Annotated in this window: 16 protein-coding genes; 3 read left to right on the forward strand and 13 right to left on the reverse strand. The window is 50.2% G+C overall.

Translation table 11 applies throughout. The features are described from left to right. Window positions 1-9 precede the first annotated feature (9 nt). The 9 genes from C7A19_RS02475 to C7A19_RS02515 form a co-directional block, all read right to left on the reverse strand. Window positions 10-564: an HD domain-containing protein gene (locus C7A19_RS02475; protein WP_046075867.1), complete on the reverse strand. Its 555-nt coding sequence runs from the start codon at window positions 562-564 to the stop codon at window positions 10-12. A gap of 85 nt (window positions 565-649) precedes the next feature. Beyond that, entirely contained in the window at window positions 650-808 is a 159-nt protein-coding gene (locus C7A19_RS02480; protein WP_077579155.1) for a YoaH family protein, read from the reverse strand. Between the two features lie 86 nt (window positions 809-894). Then, complete coding sequence (gene traF, locus C7A19_RS02485) at window positions 895-2025, reverse strand: conjugal transfer protein TraF (RefSeq protein ID WP_116644066.1); 1131 nt, start codon at window positions 2023-2025, stop codon at window positions 895-897. Between the two features lie 123 nt (window positions 2026-2148). Continuing rightward, window positions 2149-3054: a DUF2861 family protein gene (locus C7A19_RS02490; protein WP_235614248.1), complete on the reverse strand. Its 906-nt coding sequence runs from the start codon at window positions 3052-3054 to the stop codon at window positions 2149-2151. Continuing rightward, the gene (locus C7A19_RS02495) at window positions 3051-3716 is read right to left on the reverse strand and encodes a response regulator transcription factor (protein ID WP_046075870.1); all 666 of its coding nucleotides are present in this window, start codon (window positions 3714-3716) and stop codon (window positions 3051-3053) included. Before C7A19_RS02495 ends, C7A19_RS02490 begins: the two co-directional genes overlap by 4 nt. Then, the gene (locus C7A19_RS02500; RefSeq protein ID WP_046076074.1) at window positions 3688-5127 is read right to left on the reverse strand and encodes a DUF3404 domain-containing protein; all 1440 of its coding nucleotides are present in this window, start codon (window positions 5125-5127) and stop codon (window positions 3688-3690) included. Before C7A19_RS02500 ends, C7A19_RS02495 begins: the two co-directional genes overlap by 29 nt. Before the next feature lie 157 nt (window positions 5128-5284). After that, window positions 5285-6661 (reverse strand): Re/Si-specific NAD(P)(+) transhydrogenase subunit beta, encoded by a 1377-nt coding sequence (gene pntB, locus C7A19_RS02505; protein WP_046075871.1) that lies wholly within the window; start codon window positions 6659-6661, stop codon window positions 5285-5287. A gap of 9 nt (window positions 6662-6670) precedes the next feature. Further along, on the reverse strand, window positions 6671-8224 hold the full coding sequence (locus tag C7A19_RS02510; RefSeq protein ID WP_046075872.1) for a Re/Si-specific NAD(P)(+) transhydrogenase subunit alpha: 1554 nt from the start codon (window positions 8222-8224) through the stop codon (window positions 6671-6673). A 312-nt stretch (window positions 8225-8536) separates the two neighbouring features. Further along, on the reverse strand, window positions 8537-8818 hold the full coding sequence (locus C7A19_RS02515) for an HlyU family transcriptional regulator (RefSeq protein ID WP_046075873.1): 282 nt from the start codon (window positions 8816-8818) through the stop codon (window positions 8537-8539). A gap of 663 nt (window positions 8819-9481) precedes the next feature. Between C7A19_RS02515 and C7A19_RS02520 the strand changes: the two genes are divergently transcribed. Next, complete coding sequence (locus C7A19_RS02520; protein ID WP_201264057.1) at window positions 9482-10414, forward strand: hypothetical protein; 933 nt, start codon at window positions 9482-9484, stop codon at window positions 10412-10414. 229 nt (window positions 10415-10643) lie between these two features. Here the strand turns inward: C7A19_RS02520 and C7A19_RS02525 are convergent, their stop codons facing one another. Next, the gene (locus C7A19_RS02525; protein ID WP_116644068.1) at window positions 10644-12392 is read right to left on the reverse strand and encodes a bifunctional UDP-sugar hydrolase/5'-nucleotidase; all 1749 of its coding nucleotides are present in this window, start codon (window positions 12390-12392) and stop codon (window positions 10644-10646) included. A gap of 116 nt (window positions 12393-12508) precedes the next feature. Here C7A19_RS02525 and C7A19_RS02530 point away from each other — a divergent pair, with 116 nt between their 5' ends. Beyond that, the gene (locus C7A19_RS02530) at window positions 12509-13411 is read left to right on the forward strand and encodes an NAD(P)-dependent oxidoreductase (protein ID WP_116644069.1); all 903 of its coding nucleotides are present in this window, start codon (window positions 12509-12511) and stop codon (window positions 13409-13411) included. Between the two features lie 325 nt (window positions 13412-13736). After that, complete coding sequence (ylqF, locus tag C7A19_RS02535; RefSeq protein WP_116644083.1) at window positions 13737-14681, forward strand: ribosome biogenesis GTPase YlqF; 945 nt, start codon at window positions 13737-13739, stop codon at window positions 14679-14681. A 66-nt stretch (window positions 14682-14747) separates the two neighbouring features. Here the strand turns inward: ylqF and C7A19_RS02540 are convergent, their stop codons facing one another. The 3 genes from C7A19_RS02540 to nrdG all read right to left on the reverse strand — a co-directional run bounded on the left by C7A19_RS02540 (window position 14748) and on the right by nrdG (window position 18665). Further along, complete coding sequence (locus tag C7A19_RS02540; RefSeq protein ID WP_116644070.1) at window positions 14748-16739, reverse strand: methyl-accepting chemotaxis protein; 1992 nt, start codon at window positions 16737-16739, stop codon at window positions 14748-14750. A gap of 169 nt (window positions 16740-16908) precedes the next feature. Further along, the gene (locus C7A19_RS02545; protein ID WP_116644071.1) at window positions 16909-18093 is read right to left on the reverse strand and encodes an amino acid aminotransferase; all 1185 of its coding nucleotides are present in this window, start codon (window positions 18091-18093) and stop codon (window positions 16909-16911) included. 89 nt (window positions 18094-18182) lie between these two features. Beyond that, on the reverse strand, window positions 18183-18665 hold the full coding sequence (nrdG, locus tag C7A19_RS02550) for an anaerobic ribonucleoside-triphosphate reductase-activating protein (protein ID WP_116644072.1): 483 nt from the start codon (window positions 18663-18665) through the stop codon (window positions 18183-18185).

Genomic DNA, 18665 nt, shown 5'->3' on the forward strand with positions numbered 1-18665 from the left:
TAGTCTGAGTCAAGAGATGGATGCGTGCAGTTGATGATCTGGATGCCGGTCTGCTTGTTGGCCGGCATCAATCAAGCCATCAAGCTCACGCCAGAGGTGATCACATAACCCTGGCCGATACACCGCGACCCGGAAGCCTCCATGCTCGCGTTGATATTGTAAAAAACGCGGCGGACTGTGCTCACTACTGGCAATCACATTGGCTAAACGGTCACAGGTTTTTACCACTAATGCTAGCCACGCAGCTTCATCGCTCGGATCGAGCGCGATCAAACGCTGGTTCAATGCGCGCTTTCTCTCTTCCCGGCTTGGCCGTCGGGGATCCGTCACGAGCATGACCGCCCTGGCAACCGTTGGGCCGAAAAGTGCTGAGATCTCGTCAACACGTGTGGCGGTATCTTCCAAAATGTCATGCAATTGCGCCACAATGCGTGCTTGCTCACCAAAGGGCGCGGCAATGCGCTCAACATGATCAAGGTGACAACGATAAGGCTGGGCACCATAACGTTGCAGTGCGTGCCGCACCCTCGCCCACTCGCGCGCCTTTTCAAGCCGATTGCTCATCCGACACTCCTTTTACTGATCTCCTTTAAATAAATCAGGGATTGGCGGAATTGTAAATAAAAAGGCGATTTGTTTGCAGCTTGTCTCACTCTTCAGACGAAGATGCCTGCGCCGCTTGCGCTCTGATTTCATTAGCAACGTGCATAATGGCCTCGCCACTGCTCATCCCTTCTGCCATCAGTGCATGAATGCGCTCTGCCGCTTCTTGCTGTTGTTCATGGTTTAACGTGACGCCATCAAACATAGGGAGCTCTCTTGGTGGTAAATCGTGATCAAAAAAGGCAGGCCATTTTAGGGCCTGCCTCATCATTTGTCATCATCAATAAAGGACTAGAATGTAAATGCCAGCTGAGCCGATCCGCCATAACTGTCGCTATCAATAATACTGGCAGCAATATCGAAGTTGGCCACACCAAAGGGAGACAACCCTAAACCGAGCGTAAACGCATTGTCGACGTTATCTTCAAGATCCGCGCGATAACCGGTACGTAACTGCGCATGACCAAAGGCATCAAACTCTGCCCCAACCCGGAAAAACTGGGTGTCATCGTCCACATCCAGGGTACCTTTAAAGCCCTTTTTCTTGTTCAAATCCAAATCCGCCGCGAGGGTGACAAAGTCAGATACAAAGGCTGAACCCAGCGTGACTTGCGGCTCAAGTTCATAGGTGAAACTGTGACCGGTTCTCGCGCTAGTCACAGTATCAACATCTTGGCTAACAAGGTTTTTACCTGAAAGCCCCACCCGGTAAGGGCCGGACTGCCAGACGGCGCCAAGGTCAAGGTTAAACGTGTTTTCTTCTTCTCGGTAGCGGCTATCATCCCAATCATCCGTATCGTAATCGTCGACCGCGACACCGTAATTATAGGTGGTAATTCTCTGTAGTTTCGGCGTCACGCCCACCGCCACTCGCTGACCCGCGAGCTCGAGGTTAGTGGCCAACGCGACCCCTAACTCACCAATACCCGCGGCAATAATGGTCGCAGTTGAATTGGGGTTGGAAGTGACACCAAAATCACTGGTGTCGATATCAGGTAACACCGCGCCTTCAATCAACCCTGAGGTATAAAGGGTGGCCGAGACAGAGCCAGTAGGAATGCCGACTGCGGCACCGACGCCTGCATTGAGATACGCTTTATCGCCTTGCACCGCTCTCAATGATTGTTCAATTTGATTGGCATCATTGGTATCAAACGCATCCGCTACATCATCAAGCCCATCAACCAGCTCATCAGGGTCACGCACCTCAGCGCCAAGATAAGGCACGAGGACACCAAACGCGCTGTCAGGGTCAAGCGCCGCCAAAGCAGGATTATGAAAGCCAGCAGAGAGGTAGTCGCCCGATGCGACACCCACTCCGCCCATCGCATTGCCGCGCGCATCGGTGGGATTGGTTGCAGCCATCGCACTGGCAGAGCACGTGGCTAACGCTAGAACAAGTGCTTTCGTTTTAAAAGTCATTGAGCGGCCTCTATATTGTTTGTCTCGCTACTAAAAGCAAGAATAGAGGCAAAACCCAATGGGTGGAGAGCGTTCACTAAAACCTGTGAGCTTTATCAAACTACGACACATCTAAACGTCGCTTTACTGATTATCAGCCTCAGGCGCAATCGCCTCAAGTGAGCCAGGGTCCAAGTCCGGCAGATCAATCGCACGCCCGATGCGCTGTACTTCTTCTATCGATAACGCGCCTTGCCAGCGACGCTCAATCAAGGCAACACTGAACCAATACTGTCCATTAGGTACATCCAGCATGGGTAACTGAGTCGGGAGTCGTTTGTGCTTCTCTGCCGACCAAATCGGTGCGCCATCAGTTTGGTTTTGCGGATAAAGATTAAGCGTCAAAAAAGGACGCTGGCAGGTTGAGTTAAAATCATCAAAAGGCGCAATGTGCCAACTGCGGGTGTCTTTCCAGCTCAGCGTTTGACGCGGCTGAGGTTGTGTCAGCAATAACCAACTAGACCATGTCTCTCCCGCCACTGACTCAGCGGTTAACTGGTAAAGCCCTTCAGAAACCGGCTCTGATAGCCCATCTTTCACAAGGCGCCAGCGATGTTGTTGCTCTGTCGATAAATCGTCACTGATGACGGTTTCGTCCGGCCATTTTTTCAGTGTAAACGCCTCAACGCCAGGCTGCGACTCTCCCGCCACTTGGACGCGGTAGTAAACGCGACTGGTAGTCTGCACCGTTTCTCGACGAATGGAGACATTATTCAGCCAATCCGGCAACGTCTGACGACTCAAACTACGGCCACAATCTTCAGTAATGGCCAGTGCCAATAACTGAGCCAGATGATCCTGACGCGACGCTGAAAGACTGGGCTGTTGCCACGCCTCAATCATCGATTCGACACTGGCCGCGGTTTTCCCCTCTAACAGGCGCTGATGGGCACTGGTTAATGCATCATTGCCATCAAACCATGCTGCATGCACACCACTTGCAGTCAAAATCGTCAGTAATGTTCCAGAAATGACCCACTTTTTCATCATGCTTTCATACGGTAGCCAACGCCACGCAAGGTTTCGATATTGACCGAAGGTAGCTTTTGCCGCAGCTGTAATATGTGCGTATCGACGGTGCGAGTTGTGGGATAATGGTTGTAGCCCCACACTTGATCCAATAGTTCATCACGCGTAAATACCCGTCCCGCATTCTTGGCCAAAAAGTGTAAAAGGTCGAACTCAGTTCGTGTCAAAGTCATCTCTTCTTCGCCACAAAATACCGCTCGGCTCGCGGTATCAATACGCACATCATTGATAATGAGGTCATCGCTCGAGACTTCCACCTCACCCACGGGATGGCGAAGATGCACACGCACGCGCGCAAGCAACTCGGCCTCCGCAAAGGGTTTGGTGATATAGTCTGTGGCGCCGGAGTCCAGGCCGCCTACACGATCGCGCACCGAGACCATGGCCGTCAGTAAAATCACAGGAATGGTTTTAAGCTTATTCCAATCCGCTAGCCATTCAATGGAGTCGCCTTCTGGCAATTGGCGATCGAGGATCACGAGATCGGCATCTCTCCATAATTCGGCCACTTTTGTCGCATTTTCTGCATATAAGCAGCGGTAGCCTGCTTGTTCCAAGCTTGCCAGTAAACCATCAGCCAGGTTGGCATCATCTTCAACCAGAAGTAACGTCGCTTGCGTCACAATGAATCTCCAAAGTAAATGTGGTGGGTGGGCCAGATAAAATTAACTTCCCCCCCATTCGCTCAATCATGGATTCTACAATCGTCAGCCCCAGTCCAAGTCCACTTTGGCTGACAAAAGGTTTACGTATGTGTTTCCAGTCCTTGGCCGTGAGTTCCCCTTGATCGCGTATCGCGATCGTAAAACGATCCTCAGACACGTGAGCATGAACATCGACGGGTGCAACACCATATTTGACCGCATTAGCAATCAAATTGTTCAACGATGTTGCTAACCAATAAACATTCGCTCGCACGGCACCATCTTGGCTTACGTGTAACGTAACTTGGTGCTCGTCGCAAATATAACCCAACCACTCTTCAACAGAAGGGATCGTCTCTTTACTGAGAGGTTTCTGGTTGGATTGTAAATAATCTTTACTTGCCTCTGCCAATTGTTTTAGGCGTCGCGAATCCTCGCAAAGCCGGCGGAACTCCTCATAAAAATCATCGGGTAAACTATCAAATTTGCGCCGAAAGCCCTCCACTGTCATGGAGAGGCTCGCAATCGGCGTGCGCAGTTCATGGGTGAGAATTTGCAACACCAGCATACGCTCTTGCATCAACCGGCGCTGCACCGTCCAACGGTTAAACGCCCAACCACCCAGTGCCACAAGGTTGATAACGATTAATGCTCCGACCAAGTAGGGCCAATAACTGGGCGCTTTTTCCTCATTCCAACAAATGTTGCCCACTCGCGCCAAACAGAAATCTTGCTCCCCACGAGGGGTGATCCTTAAATCAAACTCGGCCAGTAATGGCTGCCATTGCGAGGCTTGGTATAAATGGTAATAACTGCCAACGCGCACCCACATCTCATTCTGACTGATTAACGATTTAGCGCCGCTGTTTAAGGCATCAACGGCATTAGACTCCATCCGCTGCAATCGTCCCAACAAGCTGTCTGGTTCTGCTTGAGGCCGCTCTTGAATATGAAAAAAACGCATTAGTTCGCTGCGCCGCTCAGGAAATTGCTCTGCATATTTTGCCGCGTAACTTCCCCCACCGGGATGAATAAAGCCAGACCGAGAGAACCATGCCACCGGAAGCTGGGTGTTATTACACATCGCTCGCGTGAACACCAACGGCTCTGTCACCTTCGGATTGACGGGCCACGGGCCTTGGCATTTTTGTGCAGCTTGATAAAGGCGGCGAATATCTTTTAAAGGATAATTAGCGCTTTGCGGCAACAAGCTATCGGGGCTAAGCAGCACACGAGGGAACGCACGGTTAATACCAATCAGGTTATAGCGTGCAACGGGATCGGCAAGCAATAACTGCGCACGAAAGGCAGTCATCTGTTCCGAGAACGTGCTCGCGGCCAAGGTTGGCCAGCCAGTCAATGTGAGAATGAGTAGCAGCAGAATTCGCATGATCGCAAGCTTACCATCAATTTTTATCAAAATGTCAGTGCCGTGTAAGTTCCAAGGCCGCGCCCGGCACTCTCCGTCACGCCAAAAGACGTGGCGAAAAAAAAGAGCCAGTCGAAACTGGCTCTTTTCGGCAACGCCACCAATCAATAGACGTCATTTATAATGCTTTAAATATCGCTTCAACGCTTTGTTTCGCGTCCCCAAATAGCATACTGCTATTGTCTTTGAAGAACAGCGGGTTTTGCACCCCGGCATAACCTGTGTTCATTGAGCGCTTAAATACCACCACATTTTTGGCGTTCCAAACCTCAAGGACCGGCATGCCAGCGATGGGACTCGATGGATCGTCCGTCGCCGCAGGGTTTACCGTATCGTTGGCACCAATGACCAAAACCGTATCTGTGTCAGGGAAGTCATCATTGATTTCATCCATCTCCAGTACAATGTCATAAGGCACTTTGGCCTCAGCCAACAAGACGTTCATGTGGCCTGGTAAACGACCCGCAACAGGGTGAATCGCAAAGCGCACCTCAATCCCCATACTCCGGAGTTTTTCTGTCACCTCGTAAACAGGGTATTGGGCTTGCGCAACCGCCATGCCATAACCTGGGGCGATGACGACGCTGTTAGACTCTTTCAGCATTTCGGCAACTTCTTCGGCTGTGCTTTCTCGATACTCACCGACTTCGTCATCACCAGAAGACGCAGTGCCATCAGAGCCAAAGCCACCGGCGATCACACTAATGAAAGAGCGGTTCATCGCTTTACACATGATGTAAGACAGAATCGCCCCCGATGAGCCCACTAGCGCGCCTGTCACAATCAAGAGATCATTTGCCAACATAAAGCCAGCTGCAGCGGCGGCCCAACCTGAATAGGAGTTCAGCATCGATACCACCACGGGCATGTCTGCACCACCGATCGAGGCCACTAGGTGATAACCAAACGCTAACGCAATCACGGTCACTATCAGCAGTGCCGCTGTTGAACCTTCTGCGTTGACAAAGCTGATTAGCAACAGGAACGACACAACGACAGCAGCCAAGTTAAGCTTGTGGCGATGTGGCAACATCAACGCCTTGGAAGAAATCACGCCACGTAGCTTACCAAAGGCGACAATCGAGCCGGTGAAAGTGATCGCACCGATAAAGACACCGAGGAAAATCTCAACCAAATGGATATTAAGCATCGCGCCCGTCAGCGGCGGGTGATCGATGTAGGTATTAAAACCCACCAATACCGCAGCCAAACCCACGAAACTGTGTAGCATCGCCACCAGCTCAGGCATTTCTGTCATTTCTACGCGCTTAGCGTAATAAATACCGATCGCGCCACCAATGACCATGGCCAGAATAATCCAGCCCACACCTTGCACTTCCGGCCCCCAAATAGTGGCAACCAGAGCGATCGCCATCCCGGTAATCCCGTAATAGTTGCCTGCGCGCGCTGACTCTTGCTTTGATAGCCCAGCCAAACTGAGAATAAAACAAAGCGCAGCGACAATATACGCAGCTTGTACCAATCCTTCAGACATTCTTTCTCCTTACCCTTTACGGAACATTTCAAGCATGCGCTTTGTAACAGTAAAGCCGCCAAATATATTGATGCTGGCGATCAACACGGCAATGAAAGCAAGGAAGGTTACAAAGCCAATGCCTTGTCCTACCTGCAATAACGCCCCAACGATGATGATGCCTGAGATCGCATTGGTCACGGACATCAGCGGGGTATGCAGCGCGTGAGTAACATTCCATACCACGTAGTAGCCCACCACACAGGCCAGTACGAAAACGGTAAAGTGTGAGAGGAATTCACTGGGGGCATAATTGGCAATCCACCCGAACGCCCCGGCGGCAGCGGCCATCAGGCCATACTTGGTCGCACGAGAGGTTTTTTTGGGTGCCGGCTTAGGAGCGGGTTCTGCTTTAGGCTCTGCTTTGGGTTGCGCAGAGACTTGAATCGGTGGCGCAGGCCAGGTGACCTCGCCTTCTTTGATCACGGTAACGCCGCGCACGACCACATCATCAAAATCAATTTGGATGTTGCCGTCTTTCTCTTTGCAAAGCAATTTGGTGAGGTTGACTAAGTTAGTCGCATAAAGCTGTGACGATTGGGTGGGCAAACGGCCGACCATATCGGTGTAACCAATCACTTTTACACCATTGGGCGTGGTGATCACTTGGTCTTTTTCCGTGTACTCACAGTTACCACCATTCGCTGCGGCGAGATCGACGATCACACTGCCCGGCTTCATGCTGTCAACCATCTCTTTGGTGATCAGCGTGGGCGCTGGCTTACCAGGGATCAGTGCGGTCGTGACGATAATGTCGACATCTTCTGCTTGCTGCGCATAAAGCTTTTCCGCCGCCTGATTAAACTCGTCAGACATTTCTTTGGCATAACCATCGCCACTGTCTGAGTTGTCTTGTTTAAAGTCGACTTCTAGAAACTCCGCGCCCATGCTCTCGACTTGTTCTTTCACTTCAGGACGAACATCAAAAGCACGGACAATCGCCCCCAAGCTACCGGCTGCGCCAATCGCCGCTAGCCCAGCAACGCCAGCCCCCGCGACAAACACTTTCGCAGGCGGTACTTTACCCGCCGCCGTGATTTGTCCGGTAAAGAAGCGACCAAACTCATGCGCTGCTTCAACCACCGCACGATAACCGGCGATGTTCGCCATCGAACTTAGCGCATCCAATGACTGCGCACGCGAAATACGTGGGACCGCATCCATGGCCATCACATTCACGTTCTGCGCTGACAGACGTTCGAGTAATTCTTCGTTTTGAGCGGGCCAAATAAAGCTCACCAAGGTGGTGCCTGCTTGCAGCAATGCCACTTCATCTTGGCCTGTCTCTTCAATCACGCCTGGTGCATTAACTTTAAAGATGATGTCAGACTGCCAGGCAGCATCTGTATCAACAATGTTCGCCCCAGCTTGTTCGTACGCAGTGTCTTCAAAGCTTGCTTTTTCACCTGCACCCTTCTCTACTACGACGTCAAAACCGAGCTTGATAAGCTGCTCAACCGACTTAGGTGTCGCAGCTACCCTCGTTTCATTAACGAGCCTCTCTTTTGGAACACCAATCTGCATAGCTATTCCCTGAATGTTGGCTTATAAGAAATTTTTTTGGTTATCACAGGCGCTAAAACCGCGGCCTGAAATAGGTTCACTGACAAAAATAAGCATTCCAAGCGGTTTTATTCGCTTATCACGCTGTTGCGGTCTGTTGTCAGTATTTCGTGCTTAGCAACGCAACAGTGTTAACTTAACGAGTTTATTCCTTAATCACCACAGGGCGGGGATCGCCATTGGGGCATAAATGTGATCTGGGCTACACTTTATCCGAATTAATTGCTCATATTTATGCATTATTTTTGCTATCGCGCGATTCGTTGACGCCCCTCAATCAAATAGCCGATCACCGTTTTGATCAATCATCATTTTTGCTTTTGTGACCATCAAGCTGTTGGCATCTTCCTGACTTCCCAGCAAATCTGAGCGAATAAACGTATGAGTGAGTACCTTGTCATCAAGCGGTTTGCAAATGCGGCCACTGACACGATATTGACCGTTTTCGGCGGTCGATTCAGGGTATATTAAATAGCCTTGGTATTCTGTGGGGGTGACTGACACCTGTGGTTGTTTGTCGCTTCCCTTGGAAAACAGTGCAGAGAACCATCCCATCTTTTGTACTCCTCAATTGATCGCAATCGTCGGCTTAACAAGCCACTCATTTTACGTAAACATTCGAGAACGATTAAACCATAAAAAAAACGCCACATCTCGATGATGTGGCGTTTCGCGTTCTATCCGTTTTAAGTCGTCTTATCGGTTTATACCAATATCACGCTGCAAATGTGCCGGTAAGCGACTGGCATCATAAGCGGGAGCGTGTGTGCTGCTAGTGAACAGCACATCCATGGCGTGAGCGATCAGTCCTTTGATTGTTACCGCGTAAGATCGACGAGAACGGGGCATATTAACCGTTGCAGTCGTCATAAGATCCTCGCTTTGTTGTCTTAATCACTCGCCGCAAATTATAAGGGGCTGCCCCGAGATTTAAACTGATGAAAATTAAACCAATGGATTAGTTTTTCTAATCTAAAGTGCTTGCCGGTTAGCACGTATTCATTATGTTAAGTTGCAGTAAAATAAGCTAATCACTTACTTGACATACAAACCATCAATGAATTCAGTTTGTCTGTTTGAATTCACCGCTCGCGCCTTCATCCTGTCTGACTTTTTATACGACACAGTGTATTAATCATTGAAAAAGACTATTTTTCACTCGATTAGTTGTGTAAACCTGATAACATCGTGATTACACATGTGACCAAGGTGTTGACCATGCTCGCGTTTCTCGCCAAACATTCAGCGTTGTGTCTTTTTATTGCCGCATTGATTGGCTTTGCCTTTCCGAGCGTCTCGTTAGCCTTATTTCCGTTTTTACCTTATGTGCTATTCGCCTTGATGCTGTTTACCCTGCTTGGCATTCATCAAGGTCTATTAGTGAAAGCGTTAGCCCGGTGGCAGGTCTGGGTGTACGCATTAGTTCACTCAGTGCTACTCACCGTACTCACTTACTCTCTCGCGTGGCTACTCGGTGCGTCTACCCCTTTGTTACTTGCAATCAGTGGCATTTGCGCCACTGGGTCTTTGTTTGCAACGCCTGCCATCATTCGTTCTTTGGGAATGGACGCGCTCATCGCCATGGCCTACACCATCGCGTCAACATTGCTCATGCCCGTCGTCTTATTCATCAATCTCACGGTGCTGTCAGGTGATGATTTTTCATTGGATCTAAAAAGCTATGCGGTGCGATTGGTGATCTTTATTTTTGGTCCCATGCTGTTTGCCGCGCTTTTTCACGCGCTGATCAAACCCGAAAAGCTTAAACGCATTCACAGCAAACTGGCACAGTTTACCATTGTGCTGGTGTTCAGTTTTCCATTAGGGCTAGTAGGGCCGTTCGGGGCAATGTGGCAAAAGGATTCAGGCTACGCGTTGGAGCTTTTAGCCATTTCAGTTGCAATTTGCATACTTTTTTTCATCATTGCGTATGGGCTATATCGACATCAGGGGCGAGAAGCGAGCATGATCGCCGCGGTGTCAGCGGTCAATCGGAATGTATTGCTAACGTACACCGTTGCTGGTGCCGCGCTGGGGCCGGCATTTCTACCATTAATCGGCGCCATACAGCTGCCAATCTATTTACAGCCGTTGTTAGTGCGCTGGGGAACCCGACTCAAACAGGTTCCCCCGCAATCCGCGGATCAGTAAATAAGTTAAATGACTGGCACAAAGTAAACAATCGATGCCCAAGCCACCAACCAAAAACTGATCAAGCCGATATCAAACCAATCACGTTTTTCCATAACCCCTCACCTTTCGATAGTGTGTCGATCAATTCAGGTTCACTTAATGTATCGACAATCTTGTCAAAAACTTAAACGGCAATTGTCTGCCGTCAACACCAAGCTGACTATCAATAAGCAAAGGGCAAGCCAAGTTATTTCCCCCAGCAGGTTTTCCTCTCACCAGACGTTCGGAGGTAACACACTAAAGGCTCAGTAGGCAGTGCCAACACTGGCTGTTGACGCGCATAGTCAATAAAGCACTCCGCCATGGATAAACCAATCGAGCGGCGGTGGCCGGTTTGAATCGCATCGTATCCTTCTTTACCTTGGGCAGTATAAGATGACGACACACCCGTGTATTGTCGCTGATCATCGATGGCTATCCAGTGATTACCGCGCTTTATCTCGAGTTGTGTTACCCGCGCCCCCATCGGCTGCCAGGCTTCGTAGCGATAGCGTATATCGGCGCAATACGGAAAGCTGCCCGACCCGAGGCCCGTTACGCCATTATCTGTCGCATTGTTGATCGCGCCTTCAATCGCACGACGGATCTGTGCGCCGGTTACTTGGTAGGCTATCACGTCGATAGCAAACGGTAACAACGTGCCTGCAATTAAAGCAGCAGAGAGCGGCCCGGCGTTTAAACTGACTCTCACACCACCCGCATTGTGAATAGCAAAATCGGCTTCAATCCCTTGCTCACGCGCGGCCCACAGAAAGCTTTCTGTCACCAATGGGGCCACTTCACTGCCCCCCTCGCTGTCAGGCACACGCACATGACGGAGTCGTTGCGGCACATGTGTGACAATGTCACTTTCTAGTTGCGCCACATGGGGACGGTAGGTCCGCTGTATATACTGCTTCAACGCGAGATCACTGGGTAAAATCAATACATTGTCCTGTCGGTTGAGATAGGCTCTCACTGCTTGATACGAACCTTCGGTCAATTGCTGCTCCCGCGAGGCATCCATCGCGAGGCTGCGCCCGAGCAACAAGTAGTTCTGGCCATCAAAGGCAGCTGGTCGACCGTTTTCATCGATAGATAACGTAAACCGGCCAATGGCTTGCGCATGGCAACCTGCTTGCACAATCCAAGTATCCTTGACTTTATAGCCATAGGGATCTTCTTGCGCCAAACCAAGGTTTTGAAAGTCTCCCTGCAGCACATGGGTATGACCACCCACAATCACATCAATCCCATTAACCGCAGCCGCTAGTTCCTTGTCTTTGTCATAACCCAAGTGGCTCAATAAAATAATGGTATTCACGCCTTGTTGGCGCAAAAAAGCCACGGTGTTTTCGGCGATGCGTGTTGCCGGCAAAAAAGGAGTATCGTGATCAGGGTGAGCCAGTGCCGCCATTTGCTCAACCGCTAAACTGAAGATGCCCACTTTGTGCCCGGCATAGGTTTTGATGAGTGCACTCGCGCGTTCCTCCGGAGCGATATATGGCAATAAAGCGGGTTTGTCACTGACACGCTTATCCTTGTCTTTTGACTCATCCGCCACATGCCAATTCCCCGCAAGTAAAGGGAATTGAATATCATCAAGAAAGTCGGCCACGGGGCCATTGCCCTGATCTAGCTCGTGATTCCCAATCGCCATCGCATCAATGCCGAGTCGATTCAGCAAATCTGCATTCGCTTTACCTTTGAATAATGAGTAATACAGAGTCCCTTGAAAGCAATCCCCAGCATGTAAAAAAAGGAAGGCATGATCATCCTGCTTAGCCTGCTCGCGAAAATGTGATACCGCAGATGCAATGCGTGCGAACCCGCCGCTATTGGCATAAACCGGTGTAGCCTTGTCGTCCAGGTTCAGTGAGACAGGAGTGGACTCAAAGTGAGAGTGGGTGTCGTTAATATGCGCGATCGTTAACGAGAAAGGTTGTCGTGCTGTCATAATTATCCGTGCCACAACACAAAAGAAGATGATACAAGCTTATCATCGACAAATACAACAAAGGTTAAGTTTCTGATAAATTAACCCCAAATTAACGACAAGGAAGCAAGATAACCATGCAACTCAACAATACCAAGGTAGCCTTTATTGGCCTAGGCGTGATGGGCTTTCCAATGGCCGGGCACCTTCAACACCACGGCTACCCAACTTGCGTCTATAACCGCACCACCGGCAAAGCCGAAGCTTGGTGCGACACCTATTCAGGCACATATGGAATAACGCCAGCCGAAGCCGTGGCTGATGCTGATATCGTCTTTATGTGCGTGGGAAACGATGATGACGTACGCAGTGTGGTGTATGGCGATATTGGTGTGTTAGCCAATATGAAAAAAGGCAGTACGCTGGTCGATCACACCACTACCTCTGCCGAGCTGGCCCTTGAGTTGGCACAAGTATGCGAGCGTCAAGGCCTAAGCTTTCTCGATGCCCCCGTCTCAGGCGGCCAAGCTGGCGCGGAAAAAGGCGCACTCACTATTATGGTCGGTGGCAGCCCGACTGTGTTCAGTGACGTTGAACCCGTCATAAACGTCTATGCCAGTGCCATCCAGCATATAGGCTCGTATGGCAGTGGCCAGCGCTGTAAAATGGCCAACCAAATATGTATTGCCGGCGTTTTGCAAGGCTTATCCGAGGCACTCACCTTCGCGCAATCCGCTGATCTCGATATCGAAAAGATGCTCAATGCCATTAAGCATGGAGCCGCAGGCTCTTGGCAGATGGAAAACCGTGCTTTGACCATGGCGGAAGACAGTTTTGATTTTGGCTTTGCGATTGATTGGATGCGTAAAGACTTGGGCTTTTGTTTAGAAGAAGCCGCCAAATTAGGCGTGAACCTTCCCTTAACCGAGCAGGTGGATCAACAGTACAACAAGTTACAAGCGCGCGGCTATGGCCGTTGCGACACCTCGGTCCTGATCAAGCAGTTTGATACGGATACCAAACCATCTTCATCGACCTAACCTAAAAATACGGCAATCCTCGGCACTTGAGGCCGAGGAAAGGCGAAACAAGGAGTATACTAAAGTTAACCAATAAGGAGGGTTGCAATGACAGCTATCTATGTAATCTGCGCCATCGCCATGATAATTGGCCTGTTCACCTTATCCGCACCCTCTATTGAAAAATGGTGTGATAAGCAATTAAGCCCAAGAAAGAAAGATACGTAGTTATTCACACCTGCCCTCGCTTTTCTCATCCCTCTGATTAAGTGGTATGATGCGCGCCATTCTTGCGCCACTGACTGGTATCGTGTTGGCGCACTGGCATCAGCAAGGTTGTACAAACATGGTTAACAACAAAATCCAGTGGTTTCCTGGGCATATGCATAAAGCTCGCAAGGAGATCGAAGAGGTCGTCCCTAAGATCGACGTGATCATCGAGGTGCTCGACGCGCGCATTCCGTTTAGTAGCGAAAATCCCCTGATCCGCACGCTTCGTGGTGAAAAGCCAGTGATCAAGGTACTGAATAAACGCGATCTAGCCGATCCGGCGATGACCGAAATGTGGATGGCGCACCTAGAGCAAGAACAGGGTGTGTCAGCGATGGCAATTACTACCTCGCACCCGCATGAAGTGAACCAGATTATGGATCGCTGCCGCGCACTGGCACCGCATCGGGAAACCATGGGAAAAAACATTCGCTCAATGATCATGGGGATCCCCAACGTCGGCAAGTCCACCATCATTAATAGCCTTGCTGGCCGAGTGATAGCAAAAACCGGCAACCAACCGGCGGTGACGCGCCAACAACAGCGGATCAACCTGCAAAACGGCGTCGTGCTCTCTGATACACCCGGGATTTTATGGCCAAAGGTTGAGAATCCACATAGCGGTTTTCGCCTCGCGGCAACCGGCGCCGTGAAAGACACGGCAATGAATTATGACGAGGTCGCCTTTTACACCGTGGAATACTTGGCGAGCGCCTATCCCGAGCGGCTTAAAGAACGCTATCAGCTTGATGTATTACCCGAAACAGACATTGAGTTAATGGAAGCGATTGGTGCCAAACGCGGTTGTTTGCGCGCGGGTGGACGGGTTGACCTCCATAAAGCCTCAGAAGTGCTTTTGCACGACTTACGCACCGGTGCGCTAGGTGGCCTCACTTTAGAGAAACCGGATATGATTGAAACCGAGCTGGTACAGGTTGAAGAAGACAACGCCCGCCGAGAACAAGAAAAAGCCGCTAAAAAAGAGGCCCGTCGTAAGCGTTACCTCAAAAACAAACGTTAATACAACTCGCGACATGACATCAAGTCATATGCCAAAGGGGCATTCGTCCCCTTTGGCAAAGGTATACTAGACTTTAAATTGCCCCACTAGTTGTTGCAGCGCCGTATTTGCAGCTTGTAAATCATGTGCTCGTTGCTCGGTGGTTTGTCCGTGTTGATGCAGTTTGGCAACGATATCACGGATAGACGTCATGGTTTGGCTGATATCCTCGGTGACTTGGCTTTGCTCGGTGGCCGCCGTGGCGATTTGCGTACTGAGTTCGTCAACCTGCGTCACCGATTGGGTCATGGTGTCGATCCGCTGTTCAACCTGTTGGCTCCGCTCTGAGGATGAGACGCACTGCTCTCGAGTATTTTGCATGGATTGACTAGCCTGTGTCACAGCCTCACTTACCTGTGCCAACATCTTATCAACTTCACCCGTGCTCTGTTGTGTCCGCGAGGCTAAGTTTCTTACCTCATCCGCAACGACCGCAAAACCACGCCCTTGCTCACCCGCCCGAGCCGCTTCAATCGCCGCATTCAAGGCAAGCAAGTTAGTCTGTTCAGCAATATCACCAATCACACCGAGAACGGATTCAATCGCGGTAGCATGCTCTCGCATTTGCGCGACTTTTTCCTCACTGGTTTCAACGTTATCGACGAGTGCGATAACACTGCGTGTCGATGCCTGTGTCTCTTCACGTGCTTGCTGCGCTTCTGATTGCATCTGACGTGTGACATCATGGCTTTGATTCACGTTTTCCGCCACATCAGAGGCAGAGGCACTCAGCTGATTAATCGCGGTAGCCACGCCTTCGGTTTCTCGCACATGAGCCTCTAACGTAGATAGTGTTTGGCTGGCGTCATGAGCAATTTGCTCAACATAGTTGGAGCAGGTTCGATTTGCGCTCATCACTTTCTGTACTAAATCTTGCAAGTACGCGATGAAATCATTCACTGAGTGAGAAATATTATCAAGCTCATCATTACCTTTAATTGGCAAGCGTAGTGTGAGATCCGCATCGCCTGAAGATAAACTATCCACGTTGTGCTTAAACGTCTCAAAGCGGCTATGAAGTCGCTTAAAGGCAATGAGCATGATCACGAGCAATAGGCCAATCAAGGGTAACTGGATCCAAGCAAGGGTAGTGAGCATTTTATCGCTCAGCGCCGTGAGTGCCGAGGTTGGTTTAGCAACGACGAGCGTCCAGGGCGTACCAGGGACTGGCGACAACAATAAGGTTTGCTCTTGGCTTTTACCTTGAAAAGTCACACGTTGCGTTTGTTGATTCAAGGCTGTCTCAATGGCTTTGGCAAAAGGCGTGTTAAAACCTGACACCGATTTAAGTACATCATCACGCGTGAAGCCCCCGCGGCTTTGGCTAAGGATCTTTCCATCAGATTCCACAATAGCAATCTTGGCATCTAATGCCTTTTGCTTCTCGGCGACCAATTGATTAAAAAAGCCAAGCGTGACATCAATGGTGGCCACACCGTATAAGTCACCTTGTTGATAAATTCCCATGGCGCAGTTAGTACGAGGCTGCGCACTCGCTCCATCTTTGTACGCATTGGCCCAAACACATTCTCCCTGAGGGGCATTTTGGCCCGCACGGTGCCAAGGTTGGGTGTAATAATTCGGGGCCTCGTCACTATTCCAGTAGGTATTCTCAACCAGTTGCCCGCTATCATCACGATGATAAAAGGTGGAGGCGCGATCAACGCCTGCGAGACGTTTGTTAGGCAGCGGCCATATACCGCCCCCGAATACCAAAGGGTTGCCGTACTGATCAATCAGGTGCGGTAACTGGGTATCGATTTGGGCGCTGGTTAACGTTGGAATTAGTTGCGTAATAGCCCGTTGCTGCGCTTTGACCTCACGCAGTGCAAAGGTAATATCACGCCCAACTTCATTCAGGCTCAGCTTGAGCCTTTCTTCTCCCTCTTTTTTTAGCGTTGGAGCAATCCATGTCTGAATGCTAAAAATCGTCAGGATCGTCGCAATCAGTATAAATACGACCAATCCGATACTGTATCGGCCTTGTATGGTGGCAAACGGTGATCGAGTAGTCTGCATGAACATTCCCTATTTGTCTCCAGCTTCGGGACACGAGTATAAGACACCAAACTCTAATGTTGTAAAAAAAGCGTGGGGGAACATCACATTATGTGTGCACAGTTATAAAAAAAGCCCGTCTTACCAAAGTATGACGAGCCTATGAGAATACTTCTACCTGACCATTGACCTAACGAGTCACATCCACCAGCGCATCGGCCAGCCTATCAATGTGACGTTCTGCTAGGCCGGCAATGTTAATCCGGCTATCACCGACTGCATACACGCCGTGTTTGTCGCGCAACGTAGCGACTTGCTCTCCTGTTAATCCCAAGACGGAGAACATGCCACGGTGGTGCTGAATAAAATCAAAATAACCATCGCCCGTGCGGTCGCGCAGTGCTGCTGTTAACCCTTCACGCAATGCGTTAATCCGAGTATTCATTGCCTCAATTTCATCACGCCACTGTTTGGTGAGAGCATCGTCGGTGAGGATGGTTTCAACAATCGCGGCGCCGTGATCGGGTGGCATGGTGTAGGTGCTTCGCGCCAGCTGCAAAATACGCCCTTTGGCGTTTTGGGCTTCTTTGGCGGATTTACCCACTACAATCGCCGCGCCGGTGCGCTCACGATACAAGCCAAAGCTCTTAGAGCACGAGGTGGCAATCAACATTTCCTCAACGTTATCGGCGAGAGTACGCAAACCACGCGCATCTTCCTCTACTCCATCGCCAAAGCCCTGGTAGGCAATATCCACAAACGGTGTAAAGCCATTACGGTTTGCAAGCTCGGTAATCGCTTCCCATTCTTTCAAGCTGACATCAGCCCCCGTGGGGTTATGGCAGCAACCGTGTAGTAAGACCACATCGTCCGCACCGGCCTGTGACAAGGCGTTAAGCATGGCATCGGTATCCACCATTTTGGTGTCGCGATTAAAATACGGATAGAATTTTACCGTCAGGCCTGCCGCTTCCATGACAGGTTTGTGATTCACATAGCTAGGATCAGTCAGCCACACCGTGGTCACCGGCTTAGCCAAGTTCATCAAATCGGCCAGCATACGCAGCGCACCACTTGCGCCTGGCGTTTGTACCGCAGCGCAGCGATCATAGGCATCTGTCCCTTTGAGCAGAAGATCAACCATGGCTTGGTTGAAATTTTCATTACCCGCCAGCCCGACATAGGCCTTGGTTTGTTGGCTTTGTGCCAGTGATTGTTGCGCTGCTTTAACCGCTTGCATGATCGGCGTTTGACCGTGACTGTCACGATAAACGCCAATGCCCAAGTCCATTTTATGCTCGCGTGGATCGTCACGATACGCCAATGATAAGGAGAGAATCGGATCCTGCTGAGCAGGCGAGAGCAGATCTAACATAGTATTACGTCCTTTTAAGCTTGGATGCTCAAGATACGCTATACCCTACCCCATGCGGGGAAATTGGCAACCTCTTAACCATGATTCTCTTACCCTTTTCGGGCTCGCTCGGACAGAAAGTGTACGCATTGATTGGCACTTCCCCGCCACACCAAATGAGGATCCGCCTCATCTTGGATAAACTTGCCGTCAATTAATACATCAACCAGATCGACAACATCTCGCTGTTTTGATGACAATTCTGCCAATGTGTAGCCTGTCCACAGCCAAATGTCTTTGCTCGGTGCGCGGCTGACCACCCCTTGTAACAATTTTTTTACACTGTCGATATTGGCAGGATGAAGCGGATCACCGCCACTTAATGATAATCCTCGGCGCGGGATCCGTGAATCGAGTAAGTCTTGAACAATCTGCTCTTGCATAAGGTCAGTGAAAGGATGGCCGCTGTTCAGCGGCCAGGTGGCTTTGTTGTAACAACCACGACATTGATGTTCGCACCCCGACACAAACAAGGTACAACGTGTGCCAGGCCCGTTAACCACATCAACCGGAAGGTATTGGTGATAATTCAC

The sequence above is a fragment of the Salinivibrio sp. HTSP genome (genome assembly GCF_003390965.1).
Lineage (GTDB): Bacteria > Pseudomonadota > Gammaproteobacteria > Enterobacterales > Vibrionaceae > Salinivibrio > Salinivibrio kushneri.

Coding starts and splice junctions, on each gene's coding strand:
- C7A19_RS02510 (WP_046075872.1), bottom strand. CDS start 8,224: ATGCAGATTGGTGTTCCAAAAGAGAGGCTCGTTAATGAAACGAGGGTA.
- C7A19_RS02500 (WP_046076074.1), bottom strand. CDS start 5,127: ATGCGAATTCTGCTGCTACTCATTCTCACATTGACTGGCTGGCCAACC.
- C7A19_RS02515 (WP_046075873.1), bottom strand. CDS start 8,818: ATGGGATGGTTCTCTGCACTGTTTTCCAAGGGAAGCGACAAACAACCA.
- C7A19_RS02475 (WP_046075867.1), bottom strand. CDS start 564: ATGAGCAATCGGCTTGAAAAGGCGCGCGAGTGGGCGAGGGTGCGGCAC.
- pntB (WP_046075871.1), bottom strand. CDS start 6,661: ATGTCTGAAGGATTGGTACAAGCTGCGTATATTGTCGCTGCGCTTTGT.
- ylqF (WP_116644083.1), top strand. CDS start 13,737: ATGGTTAACAACAAAATCCAGTGGTTTCCTGGGCATATGCATAAAGCT.
- C7A19_RS02520 (WP_201264057.1), top strand. CDS start 9,482: ATGCTCGCGTTTCTCGCCAAACATTCAGCGTTGTGTCTTTTTATTGCC.
- C7A19_RS02525 (WP_116644068.1), bottom strand. CDS start 12,392: ATGACAGCACGACAACCTTTCTCGTTAACGATCGCGCATATTAACGAC.
- C7A19_RS02540 (WP_116644070.1), bottom strand. CDS start 16,739: ATGCAGACTACTCGATCACCGTTTGCCACCATACAAGGCCGATACAGT.
- C7A19_RS02480 (WP_077579155.1), bottom strand. CDS start 808: ATGTTTGATGGCGTCACGTTAAACCATGAACAACAGCAAGAAGCGGCA.
- traF (WP_116644066.1), bottom strand. CDS start 2,025: ATGACTTTTAAAACGAAAGCACTTGTTCTAGCGTTAGCCACGTGCTCT.
- C7A19_RS02545 (WP_116644071.1), bottom strand. CDS start 18,093: ATGTTAGATCTGCTCTCGCCTGCTCAGCAGGATCCGATTCTCTCCTTA.
- C7A19_RS02490 (WP_235614248.1), bottom strand. CDS start 3,054: ATGATGAAAAAGTGGGTCATTTCTGGAACATTACTGACGATTTTGACT.
- C7A19_RS02530 (WP_116644069.1), top strand. CDS start 12,509: ATGCAACTCAACAATACCAAGGTAGCCTTTATTGGCCTAGGCGTGATG.